General features: G+C 35.7%; 20 protein-coding genes. 1 reads left to right on the top strand and 19 read right to left on the bottom strand.

Annotation, left to right across the window (positions count from 1 at the left end):
* Nucleotides 1–3 precede the first annotated feature (3 nt).
* From IW15_RS07510 to IW15_RS07480, 7 genes are all read right to left on the bottom strand, one after another.
* Entirely contained in the window at nucleotides 4–354 is a 351-nt protein-coding gene (locus tag IW15_RS07510; protein WP_034710370.1) for a c-type cytochrome, read from the bottom strand.
* A 1-nt stretch (nucleotide 355) separates the two neighbouring features.
* Nucleotides 356–1198: a DUF5777 family beta-barrel protein gene (locus IW15_RS07505; RefSeq protein ID WP_034710369.1), complete on the bottom strand. Its 843-nt coding sequence runs from the start codon at nucleotides 1196–1198 to the stop codon at nucleotides 356–358.
* 120 nt (nucleotides 1199–1318) lie between these two features.
* Nucleotides 1319–1981 carry a Crp/Fnr family transcriptional regulator gene (locus tag IW15_RS07500; RefSeq protein ID WP_228384338.1) on the bottom strand — a complete coding sequence of 221 codons (663 nt, stop codon included), beginning with the start codon at nucleotides 1979–1981 and terminating at the stop codon, nucleotides 1319–1321.
* A 132-nt stretch (nucleotides 1982–2113) separates the two neighbouring features.
* A complete protein-coding gene (locus tag IW15_RS07495) occupies nucleotides 2114–4264 on the bottom strand; it encodes a TonB-dependent receptor (protein WP_034710368.1) in 2151 nt (716 codons plus the stop codon).
* Nucleotides 4265–4308: 44 nt separating this feature from the next.
* Entirely contained in the window at nucleotides 4309–4794 is a 486-nt protein-coding gene (locus IW15_RS07490; RefSeq protein WP_034710367.1) for a hypothetical protein, read from the bottom strand.
* Nucleotides 4795–4864: 70 nt separating this feature from the next.
* Entirely contained in the window at nucleotides 4865–5335 is a 471-nt protein-coding gene (locus IW15_RS07485) for a hypothetical protein (RefSeq protein WP_034710365.1), read from the bottom strand.
* A gap of 3 nt (nucleotides 5336–5338) precedes the next feature.
* Complete coding sequence (locus tag IW15_RS07480) at nucleotides 5339–8170, bottom strand: T9SS type A sorting domain-containing protein (protein ID WP_051881839.1); 2832 nt, start codon at nucleotides 8168–8170, stop codon at nucleotides 5339–5341.
* Between the two features lie 456 nt (nucleotides 8171–8626).
* Here IW15_RS07480 and IW15_RS07475 point away from each other — a divergent pair, with 456 nt between their 5' ends.
* The gene (locus IW15_RS07475) at nucleotides 8627–9460 is read left to right on the top strand and encodes a hypothetical protein (protein ID WP_034710364.1); all 834 of its coding nucleotides are present in this window, start codon (nucleotides 8627–8629) and stop codon (nucleotides 9458–9460) included.
* A 264-nt stretch (nucleotides 9461–9724) separates the two neighbouring features.
* On the opposite strand, the gene IW15_RS07470 is transcribed toward IW15_RS07475, so the two are convergent.
* From IW15_RS07470 to nusG, 12 genes are all read right to left on the bottom strand, one after another.
* Nucleotides 9725–10033, bottom strand: coding sequence for a DUF3467 domain-containing protein (locus IW15_RS07470; RefSeq protein WP_034710363.1), 309 nt, complete (start codon nucleotides 10031–10033; stop codon nucleotides 9725–9727).
* Nucleotides 10034–10118: 85 nt separating this feature from the next.
* Nucleotides 10119–14384, bottom strand: coding sequence for a DNA-directed RNA polymerase subunit beta' (gene rpoC, locus IW15_RS07465; RefSeq protein WP_034710362.1), 4266 nt, complete (start codon nucleotides 14382–14384; stop codon nucleotides 10119–10121).
* Between the two features lie 111 nt (nucleotides 14385–14495).
* Complete coding sequence (rpoB, locus tag IW15_RS07460; protein WP_034710361.1) at nucleotides 14496–18317, bottom strand: DNA-directed RNA polymerase subunit beta; 3822 nt, start codon at nucleotides 18315–18317, stop codon at nucleotides 14496–14498.
* A 479-nt stretch (nucleotides 18318–18796) separates the two neighbouring features.
* Nucleotides 18797–19162, bottom strand: a complete 366-nt coding sequence (gene rplL / locus IW15_RS07455; protein WP_034710359.1) for a 50S ribosomal protein L7/L12 — start codon at nucleotides 19160–19162, stop codon at nucleotides 18797–18799.
* 46 nt (nucleotides 19163–19208) lie between these two features.
* The gene (gene rplJ, locus IW15_RS07450) at nucleotides 19209–19796 is read right to left on the bottom strand and encodes a 50S ribosomal protein L10 (protein WP_034710358.1); all 588 of its coding nucleotides are present in this window, start codon (nucleotides 19794–19796) and stop codon (nucleotides 19209–19211) included.
* Nucleotides 19797–19813: 17 nt separating this feature from the next.
* Nucleotides 19814–20506 carry a 50S ribosomal protein L1 gene (rplA, locus tag IW15_RS07445; RefSeq protein WP_034710357.1) on the bottom strand — a complete coding sequence of 231 codons (693 nt, stop codon included), beginning with the start codon at nucleotides 20504–20506 and terminating at the stop codon, nucleotides 19814–19816.
* Nucleotides 20507–20517: 11 nt separating this feature from the next.
* Complete coding sequence (gene rplK, locus IW15_RS07440) at nucleotides 20518–20961, bottom strand: 50S ribosomal protein L11 (RefSeq protein ID WP_034710356.1); 444 nt, start codon at nucleotides 20959–20961, stop codon at nucleotides 20518–20520.
* Between the two features lie 236 nt (nucleotides 20962–21197).
* Nucleotides 21198–22802, bottom strand: coding sequence for a zinc-dependent metalloprotease (locus tag IW15_RS07435; protein ID WP_034710354.1), 1605 nt, complete (start codon nucleotides 22800–22802; stop codon nucleotides 21198–21200).
* Complete coding sequence (locus IW15_RS21940) at nucleotides 22799–23551, bottom strand: hypothetical protein (protein ID WP_131368519.1); 753 nt, start codon at nucleotides 23549–23551, stop codon at nucleotides 22799–22801. The genes IW15_RS07435 and IW15_RS21940 overlap by 4 nt, the downstream gene beginning before the upstream one ends.
* Before the next feature lie 306 nt (nucleotides 23552–23857).
* Complete coding sequence (locus IW15_RS22995) at nucleotides 23858–24403, bottom strand: hypothetical protein (protein ID WP_228384321.1); 546 nt, start codon at nucleotides 24401–24403, stop codon at nucleotides 23858–23860.
* Between the two features lie 100 nt (nucleotides 24404–24503).
* Entirely contained in the window at nucleotides 24504–24653 is a 150-nt protein-coding gene (locus IW15_RS22990) for a hypothetical protein (RefSeq protein WP_228384320.1), read from the bottom strand.
* 538 nt (nucleotides 24654–25191) lie between these two features.
* Nucleotides 25192–25734 (bottom strand): transcription termination/antitermination protein NusG, encoded by a 543-nt coding sequence (gene nusG, locus IW15_RS07420; protein WP_034710351.1) that lies wholly within the window; start codon nucleotides 25732–25734, stop codon nucleotides 25192–25194.
* Nucleotides 25735–25751 lie beyond the last annotated feature (17 nt).

Raw genomic sequence — 25751 nt, 5'->3', positions numbered from 1 at the left:
GATTTAGTTTTCAATAAGCCCGTCGGTATTCCATTTGATAAAAATAGCAATCTGGGTGGGCGATAATGAACCACCTTTCGGCATTTTCTGAGGATCTCCGTTCGGCCTTTGGATCCGGTCAAGGATGCTTGCAATATTTGTTTTAACCTCATTATAGTTCGTTAGCGGTTCATAAGCAGCGGATCCTCCCGGAGCGTGACATCCGATACAATTGGCTTCTACGATAGGCTTCACTTCTACTGCATATCTTACCTGATCAGGCACTGGGGTTTTATCTGAGATTTCTTCATAAGTCCTGCTGTCACAGGAAACCATGAAAATGATAACGGGTAATAGGTATATTAACTTTTTCATTCTAAAACACTCTGTAAAGATTAAACCCAAAGAAAATCTGTCCTTTAGCCCACTTTCCCGCAGCATTGCTGAGATAGCCTATGTCTGAATTGAGCTGAGAATTACTGAATACAAGCTGAAAGACATGTCCCCCCGTTTCTATATCCATCCCTACGGATAATGGATTTTTATAGTAACTGTGATTGTCAAAATTCACAAAATATTCTGCATTAATAGAAATTCTTTTGGAAATTTTATAGCGGCCACCTAAACCTGTCAGAAACTGATTTTTATCTTCAATATGCTGGTCATACAGGTTTTTGTGAATAAAAGACGGTGTAAGCTGCAATGAAAGATTATCATTAAACCTTCTGGAAATAAGGGCTTGCGTAAGGTAAGACAGCCTGTCGCTAAATTTGAGACCTGGATAATTATCTTTATCCAGATCTGTATTGATTGCCAATACATTATAGCCTACCAGATCAACAGGAATGTCATCGTTCTGTTTCAGCACCCTGTATTTTGCAGCCAATTCAAAAGTTTTCATATTGGTTTCTCTTGAAAGGCTTAAGGAAAGACCGTCTGTAAGTCCATAAATAACTCCCAGTTTAGTAGATGCTTCATCCAGTCCGAAGAAGTTTTTAAACCCTGTGCTAATGTCACCAAAACGATGGGCTACCACAATATACCATTCATTTTTTGCAGTAAGTTTTGTAGACTGTGCAGTGACAATCTGGAGTCCTTTGAAAGCTGGCGGTGAAATTTCGGTGTTTGTTTTGATCGTGTCGATATCTTTCAGCAAGTCTTCCTGAGAAAAGACCAGACCTGATGAAAGGACCGACAAAAATAATAGAGTTTTTGTCATATAAAATTTAAATTATAATATGACAAACTTATAGAGTTATGAATTCAAAAGTGTGTGATAAAAGTCACCGATCAAATAGTTTTTATCAATCATATTTATAAATCATTGAAACTTTATAAATTAGTAATGTCTAACATTTTCATTTACAGGAATTTTTATGCCTTCTTTGGTCTGAATAATTTCGCCTTCATTTTCAATTTTTTTCAAAACACGGCTCACTACTTCTCTTGAAGTCCCAAGATTATTGGCAATTTCCCGATGCGTCAATTTTATAGGATTATGACCTGTAATGGCAATCTGCTGTTTGATATAGCTTAAGATTCTTTTATCAAGCCTGTGGAATACTGCTTCATTGACCATATTCATAACATCCGAAAACCGTTTATCATATTCACTGTAAAAAACCCTGTTGATTTCAGGGTAGCGGATCAGCCAGTCATGCATCACGGATACCGGTATCAGCAAAACTTCCGAATCTTCTTCTGCGATGGCATACACCCGGCTTTTATAGTCACTGAAGATAGAGGAAAAGGTCATCATACAGCTGTCATTAGGTCTGATGTAATAGTAAATCAGCTCCCGGCCGTCATTCAGGGAATATACTTTGATTGATCCTTTGATAAGAAAGGGAACAAATTTTATCTTCTGACCCTCAGCGATTATTTCCGTTTTCGCCTTTATAATACCTACATCTGTATACTTCTGTATTTCTGTTGAAAAATTTTCACCCAGAAAGCCAAATTTATTAAGAATAAATTGTTCATATACCATATCTATTACCATTTTCAAAAACAAATATATAAAATGGAATACTGATATTCATAAAAAAAAATCAATATAAGAATAAAGACAATTATTTAACATTTGATTATTTAAAGAAAAACTGCTTCACTTATGTGAAACAGTTTTTTAAAATTATAATCTGTATTTTAAATTCAGCCCATAAAAGAAATAGGATTTGTTTGGACCAGGATTGAGATCCGTAGCGACTCCTTTCGGGTAACCATTGCCCGTATCCGAATCATTAATACTATTTCCTAAGAACAGGAATGTATAATTGATTTGATTGGTTAAGTTATTTCCCATTATATATGCATCAAGATCGAATCTTCCAAAAGATTTTTTATAACCTAATTTTGCATTAAGTAAGCCAAAACCTTTTACGAGATTGGTATTTGCAAAATCTGAGTATACATTACCCAGGTAATTATAAGTATTTACAAGATAAAAGCCAGGTTTTGTATACAAATCCAATCCTATTGCATATTTATTTCTTGGAACTCCCACAACAGTTTCATGATCATACGTTTGTTCGCCACCCAATAATCTTGTCTTAAAATCTTTATATTTCGCATCATAATAAGAAAGATTCACAAAAGATAATATTCTGTTAATGAATGAATTGTCATTTTTATATTGATATCCAATACTGACTTCCAGACCACTATTTTTCTGACTTCCTGTATTTGCCCAATAGGTCTGGTTGTTAGAATTAGGTATCGTCAATTGTGTTAATTTATTAGAATAATCTATTCTGAACAAAGAAACCTGATAATCCAGCTTGGTATCCAATAATAGCCCATGCACACTGAAATCTATCATCTTTGCACGTTCCGGCTGTAGATCATTATTAGCGGTATTGGTATAATTTATAAAAGATGAACTTGCTGTAGGAGCATTATACCCTTCACTATAACTCACATTAAAAATCTGATGTTTCCATTCTTTTTGCAAAGCAAAATGCGGAGTATAAGCCGTTTCATACTGTTTTCCGAATGACTGATCTTTTCGCCCAGCAATTAATCCAGGCAGCGCATACAAATCTCTTCTGTCATAATTAGTTTTATTTGCACTTATTCCTGCAAGTAAAGTTAAGCCCCAAGGTTTATATGTTAAATAATCTATTGCAAAATAAGTTGCCTGATTATTATTATACTTAAAATAAGTAGCACCAGCAATTCCTGTAGTTTCTAACGGATTTGTAATTGAACCTGTAAAACGATAGCTTGATGTAGTAGATATTGAATTCTGAATTTCTGTACCAAAATCCAACCTGTTTTCGAAGTCTTTAAATTCATTTTTTAATGTAAATGTGGAACGTAAGCCTACGTTTGGTGCGCTTGTTACTCCATAAGCTCCCGCAGAAACACTTTCCGTATTTCCATTGTAGTAAAATAAAGTGGTGTAATTCCTAAGGTTCGGAAGAATATTAACAGAGTTACTAAGTCCCACTCTGGTAGATTTTATCTTTGTTCCTGAATTTTTACGAATGTATGCAGGATTTCCGTTATCGATTCCTGCATAATAATCATCATAAGAAATCTGTCCCGACGTGTGCTCATAAGAATAAGCCTGGCTTCCAAAGAAGCTCAACTGATCATTTTTTCCAAGTTTTACCGTTCCGTTTACGTTAAAAAAGTTTTTTAAACCACTTCCGTTCGGTCTGTAGCCATCGGTTTCAAGATGACCATAAGCTGCATTCACCGAATAGTTTTCATCAGCAACATTCAACTGAGTACGAGACTGAAATGTTTTAAAAGCTCCCACCAAAGCATTTTCGGAAACTGTAGCTCTTTTTGTAAAATCAGGACGTGTATAAAAGCGAACCACTCCGCCTACTCCGCCGCCATACATTGTTGCTGCAGGACCTTTGATAACCTCAACATTATTTACATATGCAAAATCCACATCATCCAAAATGGTGATTCCTTCGGCATTCGTTAACGGCATATTATTCCAATATGCCTTTACTCCCCAGTTATTGAACTTTTGATCGTTTCCGTATCCACGGACAACTAATCTCTGACCTCCGAAATTAGTTCGCTTATCAACCTGTAATCCGGGCATTGTGGATAAAGTCTGATCAATTGCTGCCGGATTATTTCTGTTTAATTCTTCTTCCGAAAGTGTTTCTACAGATTGAGCGTGTCTTTTAAACTCTGCACGTTCCTGTTTTATTTTTTTTCTTCCCTGGATCACAACTTCATCTATATTGCTTTCTGATGATTGCTGGGCATTTGCAATTGCACAGCTTAGTAAAGCTGCAATGCATATATATTTTTTCATTGATTAAAAATTAATTATTTGTCGTTTAAAAGTTTTACAAGAGTTTAAAACCATTCTTCCGGAGGCGGAATTATAATTGACAAGCAAGATGTATTTTCTAATCTTTTTACATATCCGGATTTTAATTTTAAGTAAAAATTGAAAAACTGTAATTCTTCACAATCAAAAAAAGCAAAAATATTGGAGATTTTCATTAGTTTTTTCCCTTGTAAAGGCACATCGAAATGTCGCCATGCATATACTTTTTTGGTCACGAAAAACCCGGAGAATTTTAAAATGGAATTCAGAACTATATCTTTTTTATCCAGATAACAATAAAAATATTTAGTTCCGTTTATAAAATTAATGTTGATGACATCATAAGAAAAACCATTGAGTATAAATTCCTTTTCCTCTTTCCATTCGGCATTCGTTAAATCTTTTTCAGAAAAACAAATAGTTTCCGATTTATTAAATTTGCGTTCTAAAATATGATATTGTGTTTTTTCGTATACTCCACTTTTGATATAAAAAATAACAGGATTAATCATATTAAAAAATATGATTAATAAAGGAATACATAGAAATATAAAGAATAGTTTTTTGTGCAAATGAAAAAAATTATTGTCTTTGAGGAATTAATTCTCCCTCAGGTTCTGCCGAAACAAATTTCGGAATATGTATTTTGTAGATTTTTTTAGAATTTTTTGACGTGTACTCTATCCAATTATCTTTTGGATTTAAAACAAATGATGGTTTATGATGTTCAACAGTGGATCCGGAAGGCGCATTTTCAAAATTATCCGCCTGATCTGTACTTTGCAAATTACCTTTTACGGTAATCATATTTCCAGAATTAGTTTGAGTAAAATTAATGATATTTCCTTCGGCTTTCAAAGATTTAACACTGATATTATTTTGTGATTGTAATGTAACTGTATAAACCGTACCCCTCACTCCTGGCCTTCCTCCAAACCAATCTGTTTTTTTAGCCGAAACTAAAACCACACGATCCTGATATAATGAGGAAACCGGCGCTTTACAGGAAAACGCCAGTATCCAAAATATGATTATAAATAACTGATTATTCATTTTTTAATCGTCTTCTCCATTATCACTTATTTTGCCTAAAACCAAATAATTTCCACTGTAAATAACTTCACCTTTGGATTCAGCTTTAAGGATATAATTTCCAGGCATTAATCTTTGTCCAAATTCCTCATCAGATTTCACATTTTTCTTGCTGTACACTAATCTTCCGGAAGCATCAAAAATACTGATGTCCACAGAATTGTATTTAGCAGAATCAAATCTCAGGTGCGAAATTCCTTTTGACGGATTCGGATATACTCTGGTTATATCTTTTTTAGATTTTACCTCTCCTGTTGCTAATGTAACTGATGTGTTTTGAGTCGTCCAAGCTCCTCTTCCATAAGTAGAAACCAACACTGTTCTTGTTGCAGGTCTGTAATCTAAATTGGTAACTCTTACATTGCCAATATTTCCGGTAACGGAAGCCCAGGTTGGCAATGCAGAAAGGAAATTTGTCGTTCCCCATACTCCCATTTCTGTTCCTACAATTACTTCATTGGCATCATCCGGATTTCTTAAAACTGTTCTTACCGGCATATCAGGAAGGTTTCCTTCTTTATTTTGCCATGTTGTCCCTCCATCTGTAGAATAGAAAATACTTGTAAGATTATAGTTGGAGAATGTTACCATAATTTCGTTTTCATTGGCTCCAAATTCTATATCGGAAATTGTTCCTACCGCAGGTGTTGTAATGGCAGTTGAAACATACGAAGTTGTATTAGCATTGGTTATTTTAAAGATTCTTCCCAGGTTAGTTCCTACAAACAGTGTTGTAGAAGCAGTTGTGTAAGGAGAAACCTTCATCCAGGAAATCTGCTCGTTAGTTTGTGCAGTTCCGGCTGTAACGGTATTATTGGTAAATGTTGTCGCTGTAGCAGACAAACCACTTGTTCTGAATAGTGTTAACCCTGAACGATAAGAATAGAACACATTATTTATCCTGTCTAACGCGATCTCGTTTACAAAGTGTCCGTAAGCATTTCTATTAGCACTAGAGACAAGATAATATGTACTGCTTGTCAATAAATAGTGATTATTGTAAACATAACTTGCAATTTCATAGTTATCCTGATCGTCATATTCCGTATACATTCCGTCTCCACCTGTAGCAGATTGAGAAGTCAGAAAATTATTTGCCTGAGGAACACCATACAACCACCAAGACCCATTATCCTGGGCGCCGGCTAACAGCTCTTCATCTGCAGGAGTTTTAGTAGGATTTAACATTGCAGTGTAAAACTGTGTAACATTATATCTTGTATTCCTTGGAGCAAAGCCTGCTGTTGTTCCGATAGTATTTTTATTAGCCGCAAAATAAATTCCACCATCATTTCCAAACATCATCTGATTGGTAGAATAGTTATTAAAAGGATTAAACACTATTTCATGTTGGTCTGCATGCACCTGAGAAACCGGCAGGGTTGCCATATTGTTATTATTCGACCATTTTGAAATCTGCGTCCAGTTTACCCCTCCATTTGTAGATTTATACAGATCAATTCCTCCTATATAAACGGTATTATCATCCAAAGGATCTGCAGCAATGACAAGGTCATAGAAAGACTGACCTCTTGTAAAATCGTTTGCAGCAATACTCGTATCTGCGGCTGTAGGAAGCGTAATCACAGGCGTTGTATCATTAGTAGCCTGCCAGGTTGCACCTCCATCTGAAGATCTTGCAATTCGAATCGGCTCCGAAGTACTGTTTGCTCCCTGCATGAATGCGTACACTTTATTAGCATCTGTTCTGGAAAGTGTAAAATTCACTCTTGAACCATTATTTCCAACATTATACACTTCGTTAAAAGTATTTCCATCTGCAGATTTTAAAATTCTTCCTCCTGAAGCTATATTAGAAAATCTTGAAGATATGGTAGAAACCCAAACAGAATTATCTGCTCCAATTTCTATTTGCTCAATAGAATATCCCGTTGAGCTTGTGGTATTTGTGGTTGTATTCAGTGCTAATAAACTGGTATTTTTGGTAAATGTAGCTCCGCCATCTGTAGATTTGTATAATCCTGCCTGATTTAATCCTTGCCATGCTCCATCATTATAATTACCGCTTACTCCTGCATACACCTCAGAAACTCCTGCATTATTTCTAACTTTGATATCATTAATATAAAAGTTTCCGTTTCTTATCGTCCCAGAATAGGTTGGTGAAATGGTGAAAATTTGGGTCCAGGTAGTTCCTCCGTTTGTAGATTTCCAAATTCCCGAACCTATCGCATCAGCTGTAGAAGATTCTCCTGTTCCAACATATAAGATTTGTGGATTATTTGGATCAAAAGCTATACAAGCAATGGAAGTATTTGCCCAAAATGTACTTAACGGTGTCCATTCATTCGTACTTACGGAAGGATCCTGATTTATCCAAAGGCCACCGGAAACACTTCCTGCAAAAACTCTTTTCCCTGTAGGATCATTCGGATCAAACATTATAGCCCGAGTTCTTCCTCCTACACTGTAAGGACCTCTTTCTATCCATGGCTCATTTATTACTTTTGCTGTAGAAGATCCACCTGCAGTGATAAAAGACATTGGCTTTGTAGGAGCATACTTTCCTTCAGTAATTTCCTGATTCAGTTTGGCAAGCTTATCAAAATTAGTTCCTCCTGTAACTGGATCCATGGTTCTTTTATAATCTTCTTCATTATAAAGATTGGGTGGAATTCCCGCTGACTTCGAAGATTTATGTTTCTTTTTTAAACCTTTATCATATTTAGAATATAATTCCTGAAGATGTTTTTGATTAGCTTTAAGTGTATTATCTTGTGCATAGAGGTTTCCAGCCATACACAACATAATACCAAGAATAGTATATCGTTTCATTTTTTATATTTTCCACAAATATACTCAAGTACAATAATAATCACATTAATTTCTATAAAATATTACAAATTTTACAAAATAAAATCTTTTAAAATGTGAAAATACAATTATTATGTTAAATTAAAAAAAATACTCAACTAAACCGGGTCTCAACTTCTTTGATTTCTCCAAAATTGTTGCTCGTAGTTTATGATATTTTGCTGAAGAGCTATAAGTTGTAAATGAGAAAATTTGAGCCCCTGACTTGTTGATAGGAGTTGGCATAATTTCAAGATTTTATCAATCCTTTATAGTAGTTTCATAGGGATAACAACTTGCTAGAAAAAATAAATATATCAATTAAACACATTTACAACCATTCATGTGTGTCAATTTTATTCAATTTAATTATCAAATACATAATTGTTATTCATTATTTTTTATATATTTGATTTTAACCAAAACTAAATTATTACCATGAAAAAAACAATTGTACTTTTAACAAGTTTATTGCTCTTATCTTGCAGCACTTCGGAAACCAGTCTTTTAAATGACAATAACACCCAATTAAACTCTAAAGGAAATTCTGCAAAAACTGTTGATCCTCAGGTGGGATATGAATCTCCATATGATATTTCCAGGTTTGGTACAGATATGATTTATAAGTTTGAAAATGTAACTCCGTTTCAAATCAAAATTAAAGCGTATGTAGGCCTGGCTTACTATGACAGCAGCAATCCAACCTCACCTGATTATATGGGCGTTGATTTGAGTAATGGTTATTATCCATTACTTTATAGTTCCAGTTTAAAATATGGTAATACGATTGTTTCAGACGAATTAATTCTCCCAATATCTTCAAACGGATTTGGTGTTGATTCTACGATAGGACATTTCCCAATTTCTCCTATAAGCCCCAATGTTTTTCCTCAAAATATTGCTTTTAGTTTTATTACCTCTGGTGCAACTGATAAGGAATTAGACTTACTTTACAAGGCGGGAAAAATATATTATATGAGCTATGAAGTACTTGATGCAAGTAATAATCTTATCACTAACGGTTTCATAAATTCCGGCTTTAAGCCAGGTATTGGTTCGTTCGGTATACTTCCTTCCAATTGGGCACATCTTAGCTATGATGCTAATTTTGGTAGAGAATTGATTTCAGAAAATAATACAAATGAAATAGTTGTAACAGATGATCTGACCTCTTTCGGATCTGTAGTTGATTTTGCATATGGCGGAAGTAATTATCAGTTGAAAATGTATTCTTATCCCGATGTTGTAGCTTTCGGAGCATATACAAATTAAAATAAAGGTAAGAATATACAATTACTAGACTTTATTCCTTCTTATTTTGTTGTCATTCTGAATATAACGGAGTGAAATGAAGAATCTCATTTATGAAAAGATTCCTCCTTCGTAGGAATGACAATAATTGCAAAATTGTATCTTATTTGTTAACTGTCAAAAGCCTCTTTTCTTTCACAGTAAAGAATGATACTACAGGAGACACTATACATAAGAATGCCCCAGCTATAGCTGGGGCATTCTTATGTATTGATAAGATAAATCTTAAGCTTGTATGTTGTTTGTACCTAATACGAAAGGCTCAACTTCTTTGATTTCTCCAAATTGTTGCTCGTAGTTAGCGATGTTTTGTTGAAGAGCAGATAAAACTCTTTTAGCGTGAAGTGGAGCAAGAATGATTCTTGATCTTACTTTAGCTTGTTGAACACCTGGCATTAATTGGATGAAATCTACAACGAACTCAGATGGAGAGTGGTTTACCAATGCTAAGTTAGCATATACACCTGCAGCTACCATTTCGTTCAATTCGATGTTGATGTTTCCGTCTTGAGGATTTTGATTTTGATTGTCCATGTTTTCTTTAAATATTTTTTGTTTAAAAAGTTTCAGGCCTCTAATTTAAAATTTAAACTCGAATCCTGAAACTTTTCTTTATTTTTTAGTTAATATCTTCGAATTCCTTTTTAGAACCTACGATAACATTCTGGTACTCTTTAAGACCTGTACCTGCAGGGATTCTGTGTCCTACAATTACATTTTCTTTAAGACCACTTAAGTAATCAACTTTACCAGCAACTGCTGCTTCGTTCAATACTTTTGTAGTTTCCTGGAATGATGCTGCAGACATGAATGATTTAGTTTGAAGAGCTGCTCTTGTAATCCCTTGTAATACAGGCGTTGCTGTAGCAGGAAGTGCTTCTCTTACTTCAACTAATTTTTGATCTTCACGCTTCAACTTAGAGTTTTCGTCTCTTAATTCTCTTGCAGTAATCATCTGACCTGGCTTAAATTCTTTAGAATCACCAGCTTCAGTTACTACTTTAAGACCAAATACTCTGTTGTTTTCTTCTAAGAAATCATATTTGTGCTCCAATGCTCCTTCAAGGAATTGAGTATCACCTCCATCAACGATTGATACTTTCGTCATCATCTGTCTTACGATGATTTCAAAGTGCTTATCGTCAATTTTCACCCCTTGTAGACGGTAAACTTCCTGAATTTCATTTACCAGATATTCCTGAACCGCGGTTGGACCTTTGATTCTTAAGATATCGTCTGGTGTAATAGAACCGTCAGAAAGTGGAGATCCAGCTCTTACGAAGTCATTCTCCTGAACCAAGATCTGGTTTGAAAGTTTCACTAAGTAAATTTTTCTTTCTCCTGTTTTAGCTTCTACAATAAGTTCACGGTTACCTCTCTTGATTTTTCCGTAAGAAACTACCCCATCGATCTCTGTAACAACCGCCGGGTTTGAAGGGTTTCTTGCTTCGAATAATTCGGTAACTCTCGGAAGACCTCCGGTGATATCCCCTGCTTTTGCAGATTTTCTTGGGATCTTGATTAAAACTTTACCAGCCTTAATTTTTTCACCATCGTTTACCATTAAGTGGGCTCCTACCGGTAAGTTGTATGCTTTTTGCTCAACTCCTTTAGAATCTACCACCTTCAGGGTAGGTACGGCTTTCTTATTTCTAGATTCAGAGATTACTTTCTCTTCGAATCCTGTTTGTTCGTCAATTTCCAGTTGGAATGAAATACCCTGGATGATATCTTCATACTCTACCTTACCAGCAGATTCTGCAATAATAACCGCGTTATACGGATCCCATCTACAGATTACATCTCCTTTTTTCACTTTATCACCTGGTTTCACAGCTAATATAGATCCGTAAGGCACGTTAGCGATCATTAACGGTGTTTTGGATTCGTTATCAGCAACCAATCTAAATTCTGTAGAACGAGATACTACTACTTCAGCAGTTTTACCAGCTTCATCTTCAGATGTAATGGTTCTTACATCATCCATTTCAACGATACCATCTCTTCTTGCAACAATTGATGGATTTTCTGAAACGTTACCTGCAGTACCCCCTTGGTGGAAGGTTCTCAACGTTAACTGAGTTCCCGGTTCACCAATTGACTGTGCTCCGATTACCCCTACAGCTTCTCCCATATGGATTACTTTACCTGTTGCTAAGTTTCTACCGTAACATTTAGCACAGATACCTTTTTTAGCTTCACATGTTAATGGAGAACGAACTTCAACAGCTTCTAATCCTGTTGCTTCAATTCTTTTCGCTAATTCTTCATTGATTACCTGGTCAGCTTCAGCGATAAGCTCATCTGATTCAGGATCATAGATATTATGAAGAGAAACTCTACCTAAAATTCTTTCTGATATTTTCTCAACGATCTCATCATTTTTCTTCAATGCAGTAACTTCAGTACCTCTTAAAGTACCACAGTCTACTTCTGTAACGATAACATCCTGAGCAACGTCTACCAATCTTCTGGTTAAGTAACCCGCATCGGCAGTCTTAAGAGCGGTATCCGCAAGACCTTTACGTGCACCGTGAGTAGAGATAAAGTACTCAAGGATCGAAAGACCTTCTTTAAAGTTTGCAAGAATCGGGTTTTCAATGATCTCCGCACCAGTAGAACCGGCTTTCTGCGGTTTTGCCATCAAACCTCTCATCCCTGATAACTGACGGATCTGTTCTTTAGAACCCCTTGCCCCAGAATCAAGCATCATGTATACAGAGTTGAACCCACCTTGATCGGTTTTCATTCTGCTCATGATCATTTCAGTTAATCCTGCGTTGGTATTCGTCCAAACGTCAATTACCTGGTTGTAACGTTCTGTATCTGTAATAAGACCCATGTTATAGTTAGCTCTAATTTCATCTACTGTTTCAATTGCGGAAGCCACCATCTGCTTCTTCTCAACAGGAACTACAATATCCCCTAGTGAGAATGAAAGACCTCCTTTGAATGCATTTGAATATCCTAAGTCCTTCATTGCATCCAAGAACTTCACTGTTGTAGGGAAGTCTGTATCTGCAAGAACTTTACCGATAACATTTCTTAATGATTTCTTCGTTAGAAGTTCATTAATATATCCTGACTGTTTAGGTACGATCTGGTTGAATAAAATTCTACCTACAGAAGTTTCGATTAATCTTGTAACCAATTCTCCGTTTTCTTTTACCGGTAGTCTACATCTTACTTTAGCGTTAAGAGAAACTCTACCTTCTGCGTAAGCAATCTCTGCTTCTTCAGGAGAATAGAATGCCAGTCCTTCACCCAATACTTTCATATCATCTGTTGAACTAAGCTCTTTGGTCATGAAATAAAGACCAAGAACCATGTCCTGAGATGGTACTGTAATTGGAGAACCGTTCGCCGGGTTCAAGATATTCTGAGAACCTAACATCAATAACTGAGCTTCCAAGATCGCTTCAGGGCCTAACGGTAAGTGTACCGCCATCTGGTCACCATCGAAATCGGCGTTAAATGCCGTCGTTACTAACGGGTGTAGCTGGATTGCTTTTCCTTCGATCATTTTCGGCTGGAAAGCTTGGATACCTAGTCTGTGAAGCGTAGGAGCCCTGTTCAATAGAACCGGGTGACCTTTCATCACGTTTTCAAGGATATCGTATACTACTGGTTCTTTTCTATCAATAATTCTCTTCGCAGATTTTACTGTTTTTACAATCCCTCTTTCAATTAGTTTTCTAATGATAAACGGTTTGTATAATTCCGCAGCCATATCTTTAGGAATACCACACTCGTGAAGTTTTAGGTTTGGACCTACAACAATTACCGAACGTGCAGAGTAATCTACCCTTTTACCTAGTAAGTTCTGACGGAAACGACCTTGCTTACCTTTCAATGAATCTGAAAGTGATTTCAATGGTCTGTTTGATTCAGATTTTACAGCTGAAGATTTTCTTGTATTATCGAATAATGAATCTACAGATTCCTGAAGCATACGCTTCTCGTTTCTTAAGATTACTTCAGGAGCTTTGATCTCCAATAATCTTTTCAAACGGTTGTTTCTGATGATCACTCTTCTGTAAAGGTCATTTAAGTCAGAAGTTGCGAAACGTCCTCCATCCAATGGAACCAATGGTCTCAATTCTGGTGGAATTACAGGAAGTACACGCATGATCATCCACTCTGGTCTGTTGATCATTCTTGTATTAGCACCTCTTAATGCTTCTACAACATTTAATCTTTTCAGAGCTTCTGTTCTTCTTTGCTTAGAACCTTCGTTGTGAGCTTTGTGTCTTAAGTCGAAAGACAATGCATCAAGGTTGATTCTTTTTAATAGTTCCTCAACAGCTTCAGCACCCATTTTAGCGATGAATTTGTTTGGATCAGAATCATCAAGATACTGGTTTTCAACCGGAAGAGTTTCCATGATATCCAGGTATTCCTCTTCTGTAAGGAATTCTTTATCATCGAAATCTGAACCGTCTAATTTTTTAGCAATACCTTGCTGAATCACTACATATCTTTCGTAGTAGATGATCATATCTAATTTCTTAGAAGGTATTCCTAAAAGGTAACCGATTTTGTTTGGTAAAGAACGGAAATACCAGATGTGAGCGATAGGCACAACAAGGTTGATGTGTCCGATTCTCTCTCTTCTTACTTTTTTCTCCGTAACTTCTACCCCACAACGGTCACAAACGATCCCCTTGTAACGAATTCTCTTGTATTTACCACAAGCACATTCGTAATCCTTGATAGGACCGAAGATTTTTTCACAGAACAACCCGTCTCTCTCAGGTTTGTGCGTTCTGTAGTTAATAGTTTCCGGTTTTAGAACCTCTCCTCTTGAATCCTGTAAAATGGATTCCGGAGAAGCTAAACCGATGGTTATTTTATTAAATCTACTTGATTTATTTTTATTTGACATAATTTAATTTTTGATTAAAAGATTAAAAGATTGAAAGATTTAAAATCACTTTCTATCTTATCATCTCAGAGTTAATTAATTCTTTAATTTTTTAATAATTAAATCTTTTAATTATTCCTCCAATCTTACATCAAGTCCAAGTCCTTGTAACTCGTGAAGTAATACATTGAATGATTCCGGAATACCTGGTTCAGGCATTGCTTCCCCTTTCGCAATAGCTTCATAAGTTTTTGCTCTTCCAATCACGTCATCCGACTTCACCGTCAAGATTTCTCTCAGGATATTAGATGCTCCGAATGCTTCAAGAGCCCAAACCTCCATCTCTCCAAATCTCTGACCACCAAACTGAGCTTTACCTCCTAATGGCTGCTGAGTAATTAATGAGTATGGTCCGATAGAACGCGCGTGCATTTTATCATCAACCATGTGTCCTAATTTCAACATATAGATGATACCTACTGTTGCCGGCTGTGTAAATCTTTCTCCCGTACCTCCATCATAAAGGTAAGTGTGTCCGAATTTAGGAAGGCCTGCTTTTTCTGTATATTCAGTAATCTGATCAAGAGTAGCACCATCAAAGATCGGTGTAGCGAACGTCATTCCTAATTTCTGACCAGCCCATCCAAGAACTGTTTCATAAATCTGTCCGATGTTCATACGAGAAGGTACCCCTAGTGGATTCAATACGATATCTACCGGTGTTCCGTCCTCAAGGAATGGCATATCTTCTTCACGAACGATTCTTGAAACGATACCTTTGTTACCGTGACGTCCTGCCATTTTATCCCCTACATTCAGTTTACGTTTCTTAGCGATATACACTTTAGCTAACTTCATGATTCCTGCTGGAAGCTCATCTCCGATTGAAATTGCAAATTTCTCACGGTTTTTAACCCCTTGGATATCGTTGAATTTGATTTTGTAATTGTGAATTAATTGTTTGATCAATTCATTTTTATCATTATCAACAGTCCAATCTGCACCACTAACGTTTACGTAATCTTCAACTGAAGTTAACAATCTGTGAGTGAATTTCACTCCTTTTCCGATGATTTCCTCATCAAGGTCATTGGTAACTCCCTGAGAAGTTTTACCGCTAACAAGAGTATTTAATTTTTCAATTAAAGTATTTCTCAGCTCATCAAACTTAGCCTTGTAAGTGTTTTCAATTTCTTCAAGTTTAAGTTTTTCTTCGCTTCTCTTCTTTTTGTCTTTGATGTTTCTAGAGAACAACTTTTTGTTGATCACCACTCCTCTTAATGAAGAGTCTGCTTTTAGTGAAGCATCTTTTACATCACCCGCTTTATCACCAAAGATTGCTCTAAGAAGTTTTTCTTCAGGAGTTGGGTCAGATTCACCTTTAGGGGTAATCTTACCGATCATAATATCACCAGGCTTCACTTCAGCACCTATTCTGATCATACCGTTCTCATCAAGATCTTTAGTAGCTTCTTCAGAAACGTTAGGAATATCTGCTGTCAATTCTTCCATACCTAATTTGGTATCACGAACTTCAAGAGAGTATTCATCTACGTGGATTGAAGTAAACCAGTCTTCACGAACAACTTTTTCGTTGATCACGATCGCATCCTCAAAGTTATACCCTTTCCAAGGCATGAAGGCAACCACTAAGTTTCTACCAAGAGCTAATTCTCCGTTTTCAGTAGCATATCCGTCGCAAAGTACCTGTCCTTTTTGCACTGTTTCACCAATTCTTACGTTTGGTCTTAGTGTAATGGTAGTACTCTGGTTGGTTTTTCTGAACTTAGTTAAGTTATATGTTTTAGTTGCAGATTCGAATGATACAAGATCTTCGTCATCGCTTCTTTCATATTTAATAGTGATTTTATCAGCATCCACGTATTCTACAATACCTGTACCTTCTGCATTAATCAAAATTCTAGAATCTCTTGCCACCTGCTGCTCAAGCCCTGTACCTACAATTGGAGCTTGTGGCTTCAATAAAGGAACTGCCTGACGCATCATGTTGGATCCCATCAACGCACGGTTCGCATCATCATGTTCCAAGAAAGGAATCAATGAAGCGGAGATACCAGAAATCTGGTTTGGTGCAACGTCGATAAGGTCAACCTGCTGAGGCTCAACTACAGGGTAATCACCGTCTAGTCTTGCAATAATTCTATCTGTTAAGAATTCACCGTTATCATTCAGTTCTACGTTAGCCTGAGCAATTACTTTGTCTTCTTCGTCTTCTGCATTCAGGTAAATAGGATCAGCCGTAAGATTTACAGTACTGTTTTCTACTTTTCTGTATGGAGTTTCGATGAAGCCTAAGCTATTGATCTTCGCATAGATTCCTAATGAAGAGATCAAACCAATGTTTGGTCCTTCCGGAGTTTCAATCGGACAAATTCTACCGTAGTGAGTATGGTGAACGTCACGAACCTCGAAACCTGCTCTTTCTCTAGATAAACCACCAGGCCCTAATGCAGAAAGTCTACGCTTGTGCGTGATCTCTGATAGAGGATTGGTTTGGTCCATGAACTGAGAAAGCTGGTTGGTACCAAAGAATGAGTTAATTACTGATGTTAATGTCTTAGCATTTACCAAGTCAAGAGGAGTAAATATCTCGTTATCTCTAACGTTCATTCTTTCCTTGATTGTTCTGGCAATTCTTGAAAGACCTACCCCGAACTGTCCTGCTAACTGCTCTCCAACTGTTTTAATTCTTCTGTTAGAAAGGTGGTCAATATCATCAACCTCTGCTTTAGAGTTTACCAATTCGATCAAGTGTCTTACGATCGCAATGATATCTTCTTTAGTAAGAACTTCAGTTGTTGTAGGGATATTAAGACCTAACTTTTTGTTTAGTCTGTAACGTCCTACTTCACCAAGAGAGTATCTTTGCTCAGAGAAGAATAATTTTTCAATAATTCCTCTTGCTGTTTCCTCATCGGGTGGATCTGCATTTCTTAACTGACGATAGATGTATTCTACGGCTTCTTTTTCAGAGTTCGTAGGGTCTTTCTGTAATGTATTCTGGATGATAGAGAATTCATTGCTGTTTTCTTTGTGAATCAGGATAGATTTCACACCAGCATCAAGAATAAGATCTAAGTGTTCTTTTTCAAGAATCGTTTCTCTGTCTAGGATGATTTCGTTTCTTTCGATAGAAACAACTTCCCCGGTATCTTCGTCTACGAAATCCTCGAACCAAGTGTTCAATACTCTCGCAGCCAATGTTCTTCCTTCTACTTTCTTAAGGGCAGCTTTAGAAACTTTCACTTCTTCTGCAAGGTCGAAAATCTGAAGAATATCTTTATCAGATTCAAAACCGATCGCTCTTAAAAGCGTTGTTAATGGTAATTTTTTCTTACGGTCAATGTACGCATACATTACGCTGTTGATATCCGTAGTAAATTCCATCCAAGATCCTTTGAAAGGGATAATTCTTGAATAGTATAATTTAGTTCCGTTTGCGTGGTAAGTCTGTCCGAAGAATACACCAGGTGAACGGTGTAACTGCGTAACGATAACTCTCTCTGCACCATTGATGATGAAAGATCCGCTGGCCGTCATGTAAGGAACCGGGCCCAAATATACATCCTGAACTACGGTTTGGAAATCCTCGTGCTCAGGGTCTGTACAATACAATTTAAGTCTTGCTTTAAGAGGAACTGAATACGTCAATCCTCTTTCCACACACTCATTGATTGAATAACGTGGAGAATCTACTAAATAATCTAAAAACTCCAATACGAATTGGTTTCTAGAATCCGTGATCGGAAAATTCTCTTGGAAGGTTTTGTACAAACCTTCGCTACGTCTGTCTTCAGGAAGGGTATCAAGCTGGAAAAAATCTCTAAAAGACTCGATTTGGATATCCAAGAAGTCTGGAGTGATGATTTTTCCTTTCGCTGATGAGAAATTAATTCTCTGGTTTCCCCTAGTTGTTGCTGTTGTTTTACTCATAAAACTTTTAAGAAAGGGTTAAAAAATATTTTGATTTTACAAAAAATATCAGAAAAAGACTGACAGATAAAGAGGTAAGAGAAAAGACATTTGATGTTTGGCGCTATCAGAAGTGGTCTTTATTCTAATTCTTTATTCTTATACTCTAATTCTAACTGCAACGCTGGTATATCTTTTCACAGCGTAATGCAAAATATTTTTAATGACTTTTGAGGCAAAATGCCGTAACATGTATAAACAAGAAATCCCTTTCATAATTACGAAAGAGTTGATTTACAATATTTTACTGATTTACAAACAATTATTAGCGCCAAAAGAGTTGCAAATGTACAAAAAATAATTCAGATACACAATATAAACATCTTCATTTTGAAGCAGTTAAATAATTCCCAAATAAAAATACTTCGCTATGCAAAGAACCTTAAAACAAAAAAGCCTGAGCAGTTATGCCCAGGCTTATTATGTAAGAGTAAAATGAATTACTTCACTTCTACTTCAGCACCAGCTTCTTCAAGTTGCTTCTTAAGAGCTTCAGCTTCGTCTTTAGAGATACCAGTTTTGATAGCAGCAGGAGCTCCATCTACGATATCTTTAGCTTCTTTAAGACCAGCACCAGTTAAATCTTTTACTAATTTAACGATAGCCAATTTAGAAGCACCAGCAGCTTTAAGAATTACGTCGAATTCAGTTTTCTCTTCAGCAGCTTCTCCACCACCTGCAGCAACTACTACAGCAGCAGCAGCTGGCTCAATTCCGTACTCATCCTTAAGGATAGTAGCTAATTCGTTTACGTCTTTTACAGTTAGGTTTACTAGCGTTTCAGCTAAATTTTTTAAATCTGACATTGTTGTAATGTTTTTGTTGATTATTTATTTAATTTCTTGAGTGTAATTATTCAGCACTTGGAGTTTCTTCCGTGCTTTCTGCAGCAGCTTCTGGAGCTTCAGCAGGAGTTTCTTCTACAGCGGGAGCAGCTTCTTCAGCTTTAGCTTCTACCGTTTCAGATTTGTTTTGAAGAGCAGAAACAACTCTTTGAATTGGAGATTGAAGTAATCCGATGATTTCTCCGATCATTTCTTCTCTAGACTTGATGTTAGCAAGTGCAGTTAAGTTTTCGTCTCCAACGTAGAATGTTTCCTGAAGGTAAGCAGACTTTAAAGCTGGCTTCTCTTCTTTCTTTCTGAATCCCTGGATTAATTTCGCTGGACCGTTTGCAGTCTCAGAAACCATTAATGCAGTGTTTCCTTTAAAAGTCTGGAACATTTCAGAGTAATCTACTCCTTCAATTTGTTCCATTGCTTTTTGTAAAAGTGTATTTTTTACAACTTTTACTTTGATATTTTGCTTGAAAGCCTGTCTTCTGAATTCTGAAGACTTAGCCGCGTTCAATCCGTCTAGATCTGCTACGTATACTACTTTTGCATCCTGAAGCAAGTCTTTGATCTCTTGTATTGCTACAACTTTTTGGTCTTTTGTCATTGTCTTAAGGATTTATATTAGTTAACAGATTTAGTATCAATTGCAATACCTGGGCTCATTGTAGAAGACAAATAAATGCTTTTTACATAAGTTCCTTTAGCAGCAGTAGGCTTCATTTTGATCAATGTCGAGATTAACTCCTGAGCATTTTCCTTCAATTTATCAGCATCAAAAGATACTTTACCGATACCAGCATGGATAATACCATACTTATCTACTTTGAAGTCAATTTTACCTGCTTTTACTTCAGCTACTGCTTTACCAATTTCCATAGTTACAGTACCTGATTTAGGGTTAGGCATCAAACCTCTTGGTCCTAATACTCTACCTAAAGGTCCTAATTTACCCATAACAGCTGGCATAGTAACGATAACGTCAACGTCTGTCCAACCTTCTTTTATTTTTTGTAAATATTCGTCAAGACCCACATAATCAGCACCCGCTTCTTTAGCTTCAGCTTCTTTATCCGGAGTTACAAGAGCTAATACTTTAACATCTTTACCAGTTCCATGTGGAAGAGATACAACACCTCTTACCATTTGGTTTGCTTTTCTTGGATCTACACCCAATCTAACAGCGATATCTATAGAAGCATCAAACTTTGCAGTATTTACTTCTTTTACAAGAGCTGACCCTTCGTCAAGGCTATAAACTCTACCTTTTTCTACCTTGCTTAAAGCTTCTTTTTGCTTCTTCGTTAATTTTGCCATTTCTCTAAGTTTTAAGCGTTAGTTGGTTTTGTTCCTGTTACTCTCAATCCCATAGATCTAGCAGTACCTGCAACCATAGAAAGAGCAGAGTCTAAAGTAAAACAGTTAAGATCAACCATTTTATCTTCAGCAATTTTCTTTACTTGTTCCCAAGATACAGCACCTACTTTGTTTCTGTTTGGTTCCCCGGAACCTCCTTTGATTTTTGCAGCATCCATTAACTGAATTGCAGCAGGAGGAGTTTTGATTACGAATTCAAAAGACTTGTCTTCGTATACAGTAATTACTACTGGCAAAACTTGCCCAGGCTTATCCTGAGTTCTTCCGTTAAATTGTTTACAAAACTCCATGATGTTTACACCGGCAGAACCTAATGCAGGACCTACTGGTGGAGACGGGTTTGCTGCCCCTCCCTTCACCTGAAGCTTTACCATTTTAAAGACTTTTTTAGCCATTTTTTATTTTTTAAATTTGAATAATTAATGAGTTTGGAAGCATTATTTATTCAGCAGGTTACCGCACTCACATATAGTAAGCCTACTTTTCGGACTGCAAAATTATGAAATATTTTTGAATTACCAAATATTAATTCTCTAAATGCATGAATAAAAGTTAAATATGTACTTAAAAAAAATTACTGCTCATTTCTGAACAGTAATTTTTTTCTTACTAACAATTAATTGCTTTATTATTATTTTTTAATAAATTTTTCGGTTACCACTTTATTTTTTGTTTTGATTTCCAATAAATACATTCCCGACGGAATAGATTGTACATCTATTTTCTTTTCTTTCCCGGTATGATTTATGATTCTCTGTCCGGAAGCATTATAGACTGAAACTGATATTATTTCATCATCAGTCTGGATATTAATAAAATCACCGGTAGGATTTGGATAAATTTTAAATGAATCGGCAGCTGCTACTTTTTCATCTCCTTTCATTTTTGCTGTCAGTTTTATGACCTGATTATCTGCCACTTTACCGCCCGGCAAAGGAGTATTATCCGTATAGACGTAAAAATACCCGTTGTCTATTTTTGTATCAGGTAAAATTAAACAGTAACCGGTTCCTTCTACTTTTATACCATTCCAGGAAGAATCGTTTGCTGATCTCACATCTGCACCTTCAATGATAAAGTTGCTTCCGCTTTTAACAACAACCCTGCTTTGAGGGGCCATTATTAATTTGCAGGTTGCTTTTAAACTTGAATTATTATCAATTTTCACATTGGAATAATTCCTGAAGTTAATATCCCACAGCTCATCAGAATTTACGTTCAAGTAGGTATTTTTAAATGAGTTTTCTGTGAAGTACTGTCGTACATTTGTTATTGAAGCCGTTTGAAACATCATTGAAACATCTTCAACACTCAGATAATCATGATTCCCTGCTGAATAGCTCATAAGATTTGAACCGCAGTCATGATGATACAGTCCCAGATTGTGCCCTAATTCATGAACCATAGCTCTCGCTCCCAAATCAGAATAATACCACTGCTTTACCGTATCCCAGGTAGGACTTCCAAAAACAGGATTGCCTACGGTATCATGTTTCCTGTAAAGAAAACCATTATAAATATCCGGCCAGGACTGTCTTGATTTCGCATCAAACTGATTATAAAGCGGAAACTCTGAAGCGGCCCAGCCTAAAGGAATCTGGCTATAGTTACCATTTTGGAATTGAGAATAGATCTGTCCGTTATTGGCAAATGTAATATTAATTCCGGGAGGGATGCTTGGATCATTATCATAATAAGAATAGTAATAGGTAGATCCCGGTATTAAAACACTATTATTATCATACGGATTATTGTTGGCCGGGTTAAAACCTGTTACCAGATAATCCCATGCAGGATCTACTTTCCAAATTTTATTGACAATGACTCTTATCTTGGTATCAGAGATCTGCTGGGAAGCGTTTTCACATCCGCTTACCGGACTCCCCAGATTGGCCAGCCGATAATTAATCATATCAACAAAGCTGTTAAGAAACGCGGTGTGTTCTGGATTATTCTGTTCAAAATTACCAGTACCATCCGGTTTGGTAGGGAAAATAAAATTCAATTTCACATAGATCACATCATCGCTTATCTTAGGAATATATCGCGGATTATCATGATAATTCTGATTATAGTACAACGATGTATTGCCACAATTCGGAAGGTTTTTCTGGGATTCGTTAGCAGAATTCTTCTTACTGATATCTATTATACAGCTTCTTGACTGAATGTCTGTCTGTGATTTGAAAGTAACGAATACATTGCATACAATTAAGAAAAAGAGAATTTTTTTCATAATTTATGTTTTTCTAATTGTTGTATTTTTTTGTCCTGCTTTTCAATCTTTTCATTCAAATCAATCAGATGCAAGGTAAGTTCCTCTATTTTTTTCAATAAAAGGACATTCATTTCCTTTAATTCAACCCCGTTTTTTACAACTTCATCTGCAGAAGGAACTTCAGGCAGGTGTTTATTTAATGTGATAAATTTCTTTACTTCATCTAAAGACTGCAGTTTATAACTGTCACTGAATACATAATCAGCCCAGCCATTAGCACTGGCAATTTCCACTTTAATTTTTTCAGTTTTAATGCCATCCTTCACAAACAATCTGTAACTGCTGCAGTCTGTACAAGAAGCCAGAGAAGAATTGTACGCATTAACTCCCATTAGAATTTTTCCGTTTTCTCTTGCAGAAAATATAGGATACTGCCAGTTTGCAGTAGATATGCTTAAAAGCCCAACATCATTAGCCTGAGGGTGAACACTTTTAATCCACACCACATCTGTTCCACTATTCTTGTTCGGAGTGTTGTCAATAATGTCAATACCATCTCCATCAATTGTATTAATATTGAAAAACGCCCTGCCATCAGCAATTTTAAAACGCTCCTCATTATTAGTCTTGAAGACTAACTCTTTATTATCTGTTGTCCCGATAAAGTTTGTTGCAGGATTTGTTCCAGAGTTACCCGTTAATGACCAACTCTGTGCTTTATTAAAAGCCATACATGACAATAATGTCAAAAGAAAAATTTTCTTCATGTTATTAATTTTAGGTTTAGGTTTTAGTTTACTCTATAAATTTAAATAATATTTCTCAAACTAAAGATATACTTTAAGAAAATTTAACCCTGAATACTGCAGATAGGTTTCTTTTAAGTTGATTGCATTCGATGAAACTAAATTGTATTCTGATGTAAATTTTAAGATATAACATTTGAAAAAATAACATTCAGCACAAATGAGTTTAGCAGATCATTAAACAAGTTTCAAAATAATACAGAAAGTCTACTAAACAAAAAGATCATTTTTGACAAAATGATCTTCAATTTTTATATAGATAATCAGTTAAAACAAATTCACTGTTTCTTTGTCAGATGGTTGTTTTTTGTTTAAATATTTCAAAAATATAAATAATGCAATTACTGAGTTTTGTATCCATTCAAAATCCAGTTTAAACCGGATATTCGCTGCATGCCCTACCAGATAAGGAAAGGTAAAGCCGGCAAATACGACACACAGAAACAGGAAAAGTGATTTGTTATTTTTAAAAAAGTATAGTAAGCTTAACAATAATAAAATATTAATGATCATCACATAGGCTTTTCTTCCAACGAGGATGGATAAACTATTATCATCAAAATATCTTTTAGGAACATACCATAAACTGATCAGGTTATTGATTCCTTTCTTTAGGGGCGCCCACTGATCTGCTTCAATGATCTTATGAACTTCATTTTCATAAATCTGTTCCCCTACAAATTCATCATTTTCCCCTATATGAACAGCAATTTTTTTCTCATCCTGCTCAGTAATAAAATGATTATCCGGTAGGATCTGATATTCTGAAACATATCCCAGATATATATTCTGCCAAACGGGAGATTTACTCATCACTAGTTTATCAAAACTAATATAATTCCGAATTACCCAAGGAGAATAGCAAATCCCGGCTATTAAAAAAACAAGTGCTATATTTTTTACTAAAAGTTTTTTATAAAAAAATAGAAGTAAAATCATTAATATCATAAGAGGTATAGCCACCACCTGAGTTAATGCCAATATAGCCGTCATCACGGAAAAGGTTATTAACTTCCAGAGTGATCTCCTTTGCATCCACAATTCTGAATAAAGATAGAGCCAAACAGCAAAAAACAAAATAAATAGGTTAGTTGCCTCCAGAATATTGGAATAATAAAAATATGACGGAGAAAAAATAAAAAGATAGGCAGATAAAAAGCCTGCGACTTTCAAATTTAAGTTTTCAAAAGTTTTAATGATTACAACAGGAATACTAAAATAAAAAATGTGCTGGGTAATAATAATAAACTTCACAGCCCCCAGAGCTCCGAATATTTTTATAAAAAAGCTTAAAAACAAGGGATAAACAGGAAGCTTATATGCAGAACTACCGTATTTCAAATTTAATGAATATACTTCATCCAGAGCTACATTTTTAGCAATTCTCCAATCTTCAAAATACTCAGCACTAAAATTGTGATATACTGAAAAGAAAATTTTAATTGCGAAAATAAGTACATTAAAAATAAGAAAGGTTTTCCAATTAAGAAAAAAATCTGCAAAGCGCATTTTTTGGGGACTCAACATATATAAACTTCTAATAGACAAAAATAAGAAAAGCGGATTAAAAAATCCGCTTTTCTTGTATGTATTGTTTTCGTTTATACTTTTTCTACCTGCATGTAGCTAAGCTCCATTGGAGTTTTTCTACCGAAGATAAGTACAGAAACTTCAATTTTCTTTTTGTCTTCAAGAATTTTTTCAACAGTTCCGTTAAATCCATTGAAGGGTCCGTCAATTACTTTAACGTTTTCACCTACCACGAATGGAATTTCAACATCACTTGCAAATTCAGAAAGCTCGTCCATTCTTCCTAACATTCTGTTTACCTCAGATTTTCTCATTGGAACAGGATCTCCACCTTTGGTTAAACTCAAGAAAGAGATTACACCAGGGATGTTCTTAATCGCATGAGGAATTTCACCCATCAATTCTGCTTCGATCATTAAGTAACCAGGATAGTAAGGTCTTTCTTTAGGAACTTTTTTACCGTTTCTAATCTGAATTACCTTTTCCATAGGAATAACCACTTGAGTAACGTACTGCTCAAACCCTAAACGTTTGATTTCTGTCTCAATATAGTTTTTCACTTTATTTTCCTGTCCGCTGATTGCTTTCAGCACATACCATTTCAATTCGCTCATTATGGGAAAATACTTTT

Source organism: Chryseobacterium soli, from assembly GCF_000737705.1.
Lineage (GTDB): Bacteria > Bacteroidota > Bacteroidia > Flavobacteriales > Weeksellaceae > Chryseobacterium > Chryseobacterium soli.
The sequence above is the reverse complement of the archived record's forward strand: the minus strand, read 5'-3'. Positions and strand labels throughout refer to the sequence as shown.

What these genes read in the sequence shown, in the direction of transcription:
- IW15_RS07510 (WP_034710370.1), bottom strand. Translation starts at nt 354, where the DNA reads ATGAAAAAGTTAATATACCTATTACCCGTTATCATTTTCATGGTTTCC.
- IW15_RS07505 (WP_034710369.1), bottom strand. Translation starts at nt 1,198, where the DNA reads ATGACAAAAACTCTATTATTTTTGTCGGTCCTTTCATCAGGTCTGGTC.
- IW15_RS07500 (WP_228384338.1), bottom strand. Translation starts at nt 1,981, where the DNA reads ATGGTAATAGATATGGTATATGAACAATTTATTCTTAATAAATTTGGC.
- IW15_RS07495 (WP_034710368.1), bottom strand. Translation starts at nt 4,264, where the DNA reads ATGAAAAAATATATATGCATTGCAGCTTTACTAAGCTGTGCAATTGCA.
- IW15_RS07490 (WP_034710367.1), bottom strand. Translation starts at nt 4,794, where the DNA reads ATGATTAATCCTGTTATTTTTTATATCAAAAGTGGAGTATACGAAAAA.
- IW15_RS07485 (WP_034710365.1), bottom strand. Translation starts at nt 5,335, where the DNA reads ATGAATAATCAGTTATTTATAATCATATTTTGGATACTGGCGTTTTCC.
- IW15_RS07480 (WP_051881839.1), bottom strand. Translation starts at nt 8,170, where the DNA reads ATGAAACGATATACTATTCTTGGTATTATGTTGTGTATGGCTGGAAAC.
- IW15_RS07475 (WP_034710364.1), top strand. Translation starts at nt 8,627, where the DNA reads ATGAAAAAAACAATTGTACTTTTAACAAGTTTATTGCTCTTATCTTGC.
- IW15_RS07470 (WP_034710363.1), bottom strand. Translation starts at nt 10,033, where the DNA reads ATGGACAATCAAAATCAAAATCCTCAAGACGGAAACATCAACATCGAA.
- rpoC (WP_034710362.1), bottom strand. Translation starts at nt 14,384, where the DNA reads ATGTCAAATAAAAATAAATCAAGTAGATTTAATAAAATAACCATCGGT.
- rpoB (WP_034710361.1), bottom strand. Translation starts at nt 18,317, where the DNA reads ATGAGTAAAACAACAGCAACAACTAGGGGAAACCAGAGAATTAATTTC.
- rplL (WP_034710359.1), bottom strand. Translation starts at nt 19,162, where the DNA reads ATGTCAGATTTAAAAAATTTAGCTGAAACGCTAGTAAACCTAACTGTA.
- rplJ (WP_034710358.1), bottom strand. Translation starts at nt 19,796, where the DNA reads ATGACAAAAGACCAAAAAGTTGTAGCAATACAAGAGATCAAAGACTTG.
- rplA (WP_034710357.1), bottom strand. Translation starts at nt 20,506, where the DNA reads ATGGCAAAATTAACGAAGAAGCAAAAAGAAGCTTTAAGCAAGGTAGAA.
- rplK (WP_034710356.1), bottom strand. Translation starts at nt 20,961, where the DNA reads ATGGCTAAAAAAGTCTTTAAAATGGTAAAGCTTCAGGTGAAGGGAGGG.
- IW15_RS07435 (WP_034710354.1), bottom strand. Translation starts at nt 22,802, where the DNA reads ATGAAAAAAATTCTCTTTTTCTTAATTGTATGCAATGTATTCGTTACT.
- IW15_RS21940 (WP_131368519.1), bottom strand. Translation starts at nt 23,551, where the DNA reads ATGAAGAAAATTTTTCTTTTGACATTATTGTCATGTATGGCTTTTAAT.
- IW15_RS22995 (WP_228384321.1), bottom strand. Translation starts at nt 24,403, where the DNA reads ATGAGTAAATCTCCCGTTTGGCAGAATATATATCTGGGATATGTTTCA.
- nusG (WP_034710351.1), bottom strand. Translation starts at nt 25,734, where the DNA reads ATGAGCGAATTGAAATGGTATGTGCTGAAAGCAATCAGCGGACAGGAA.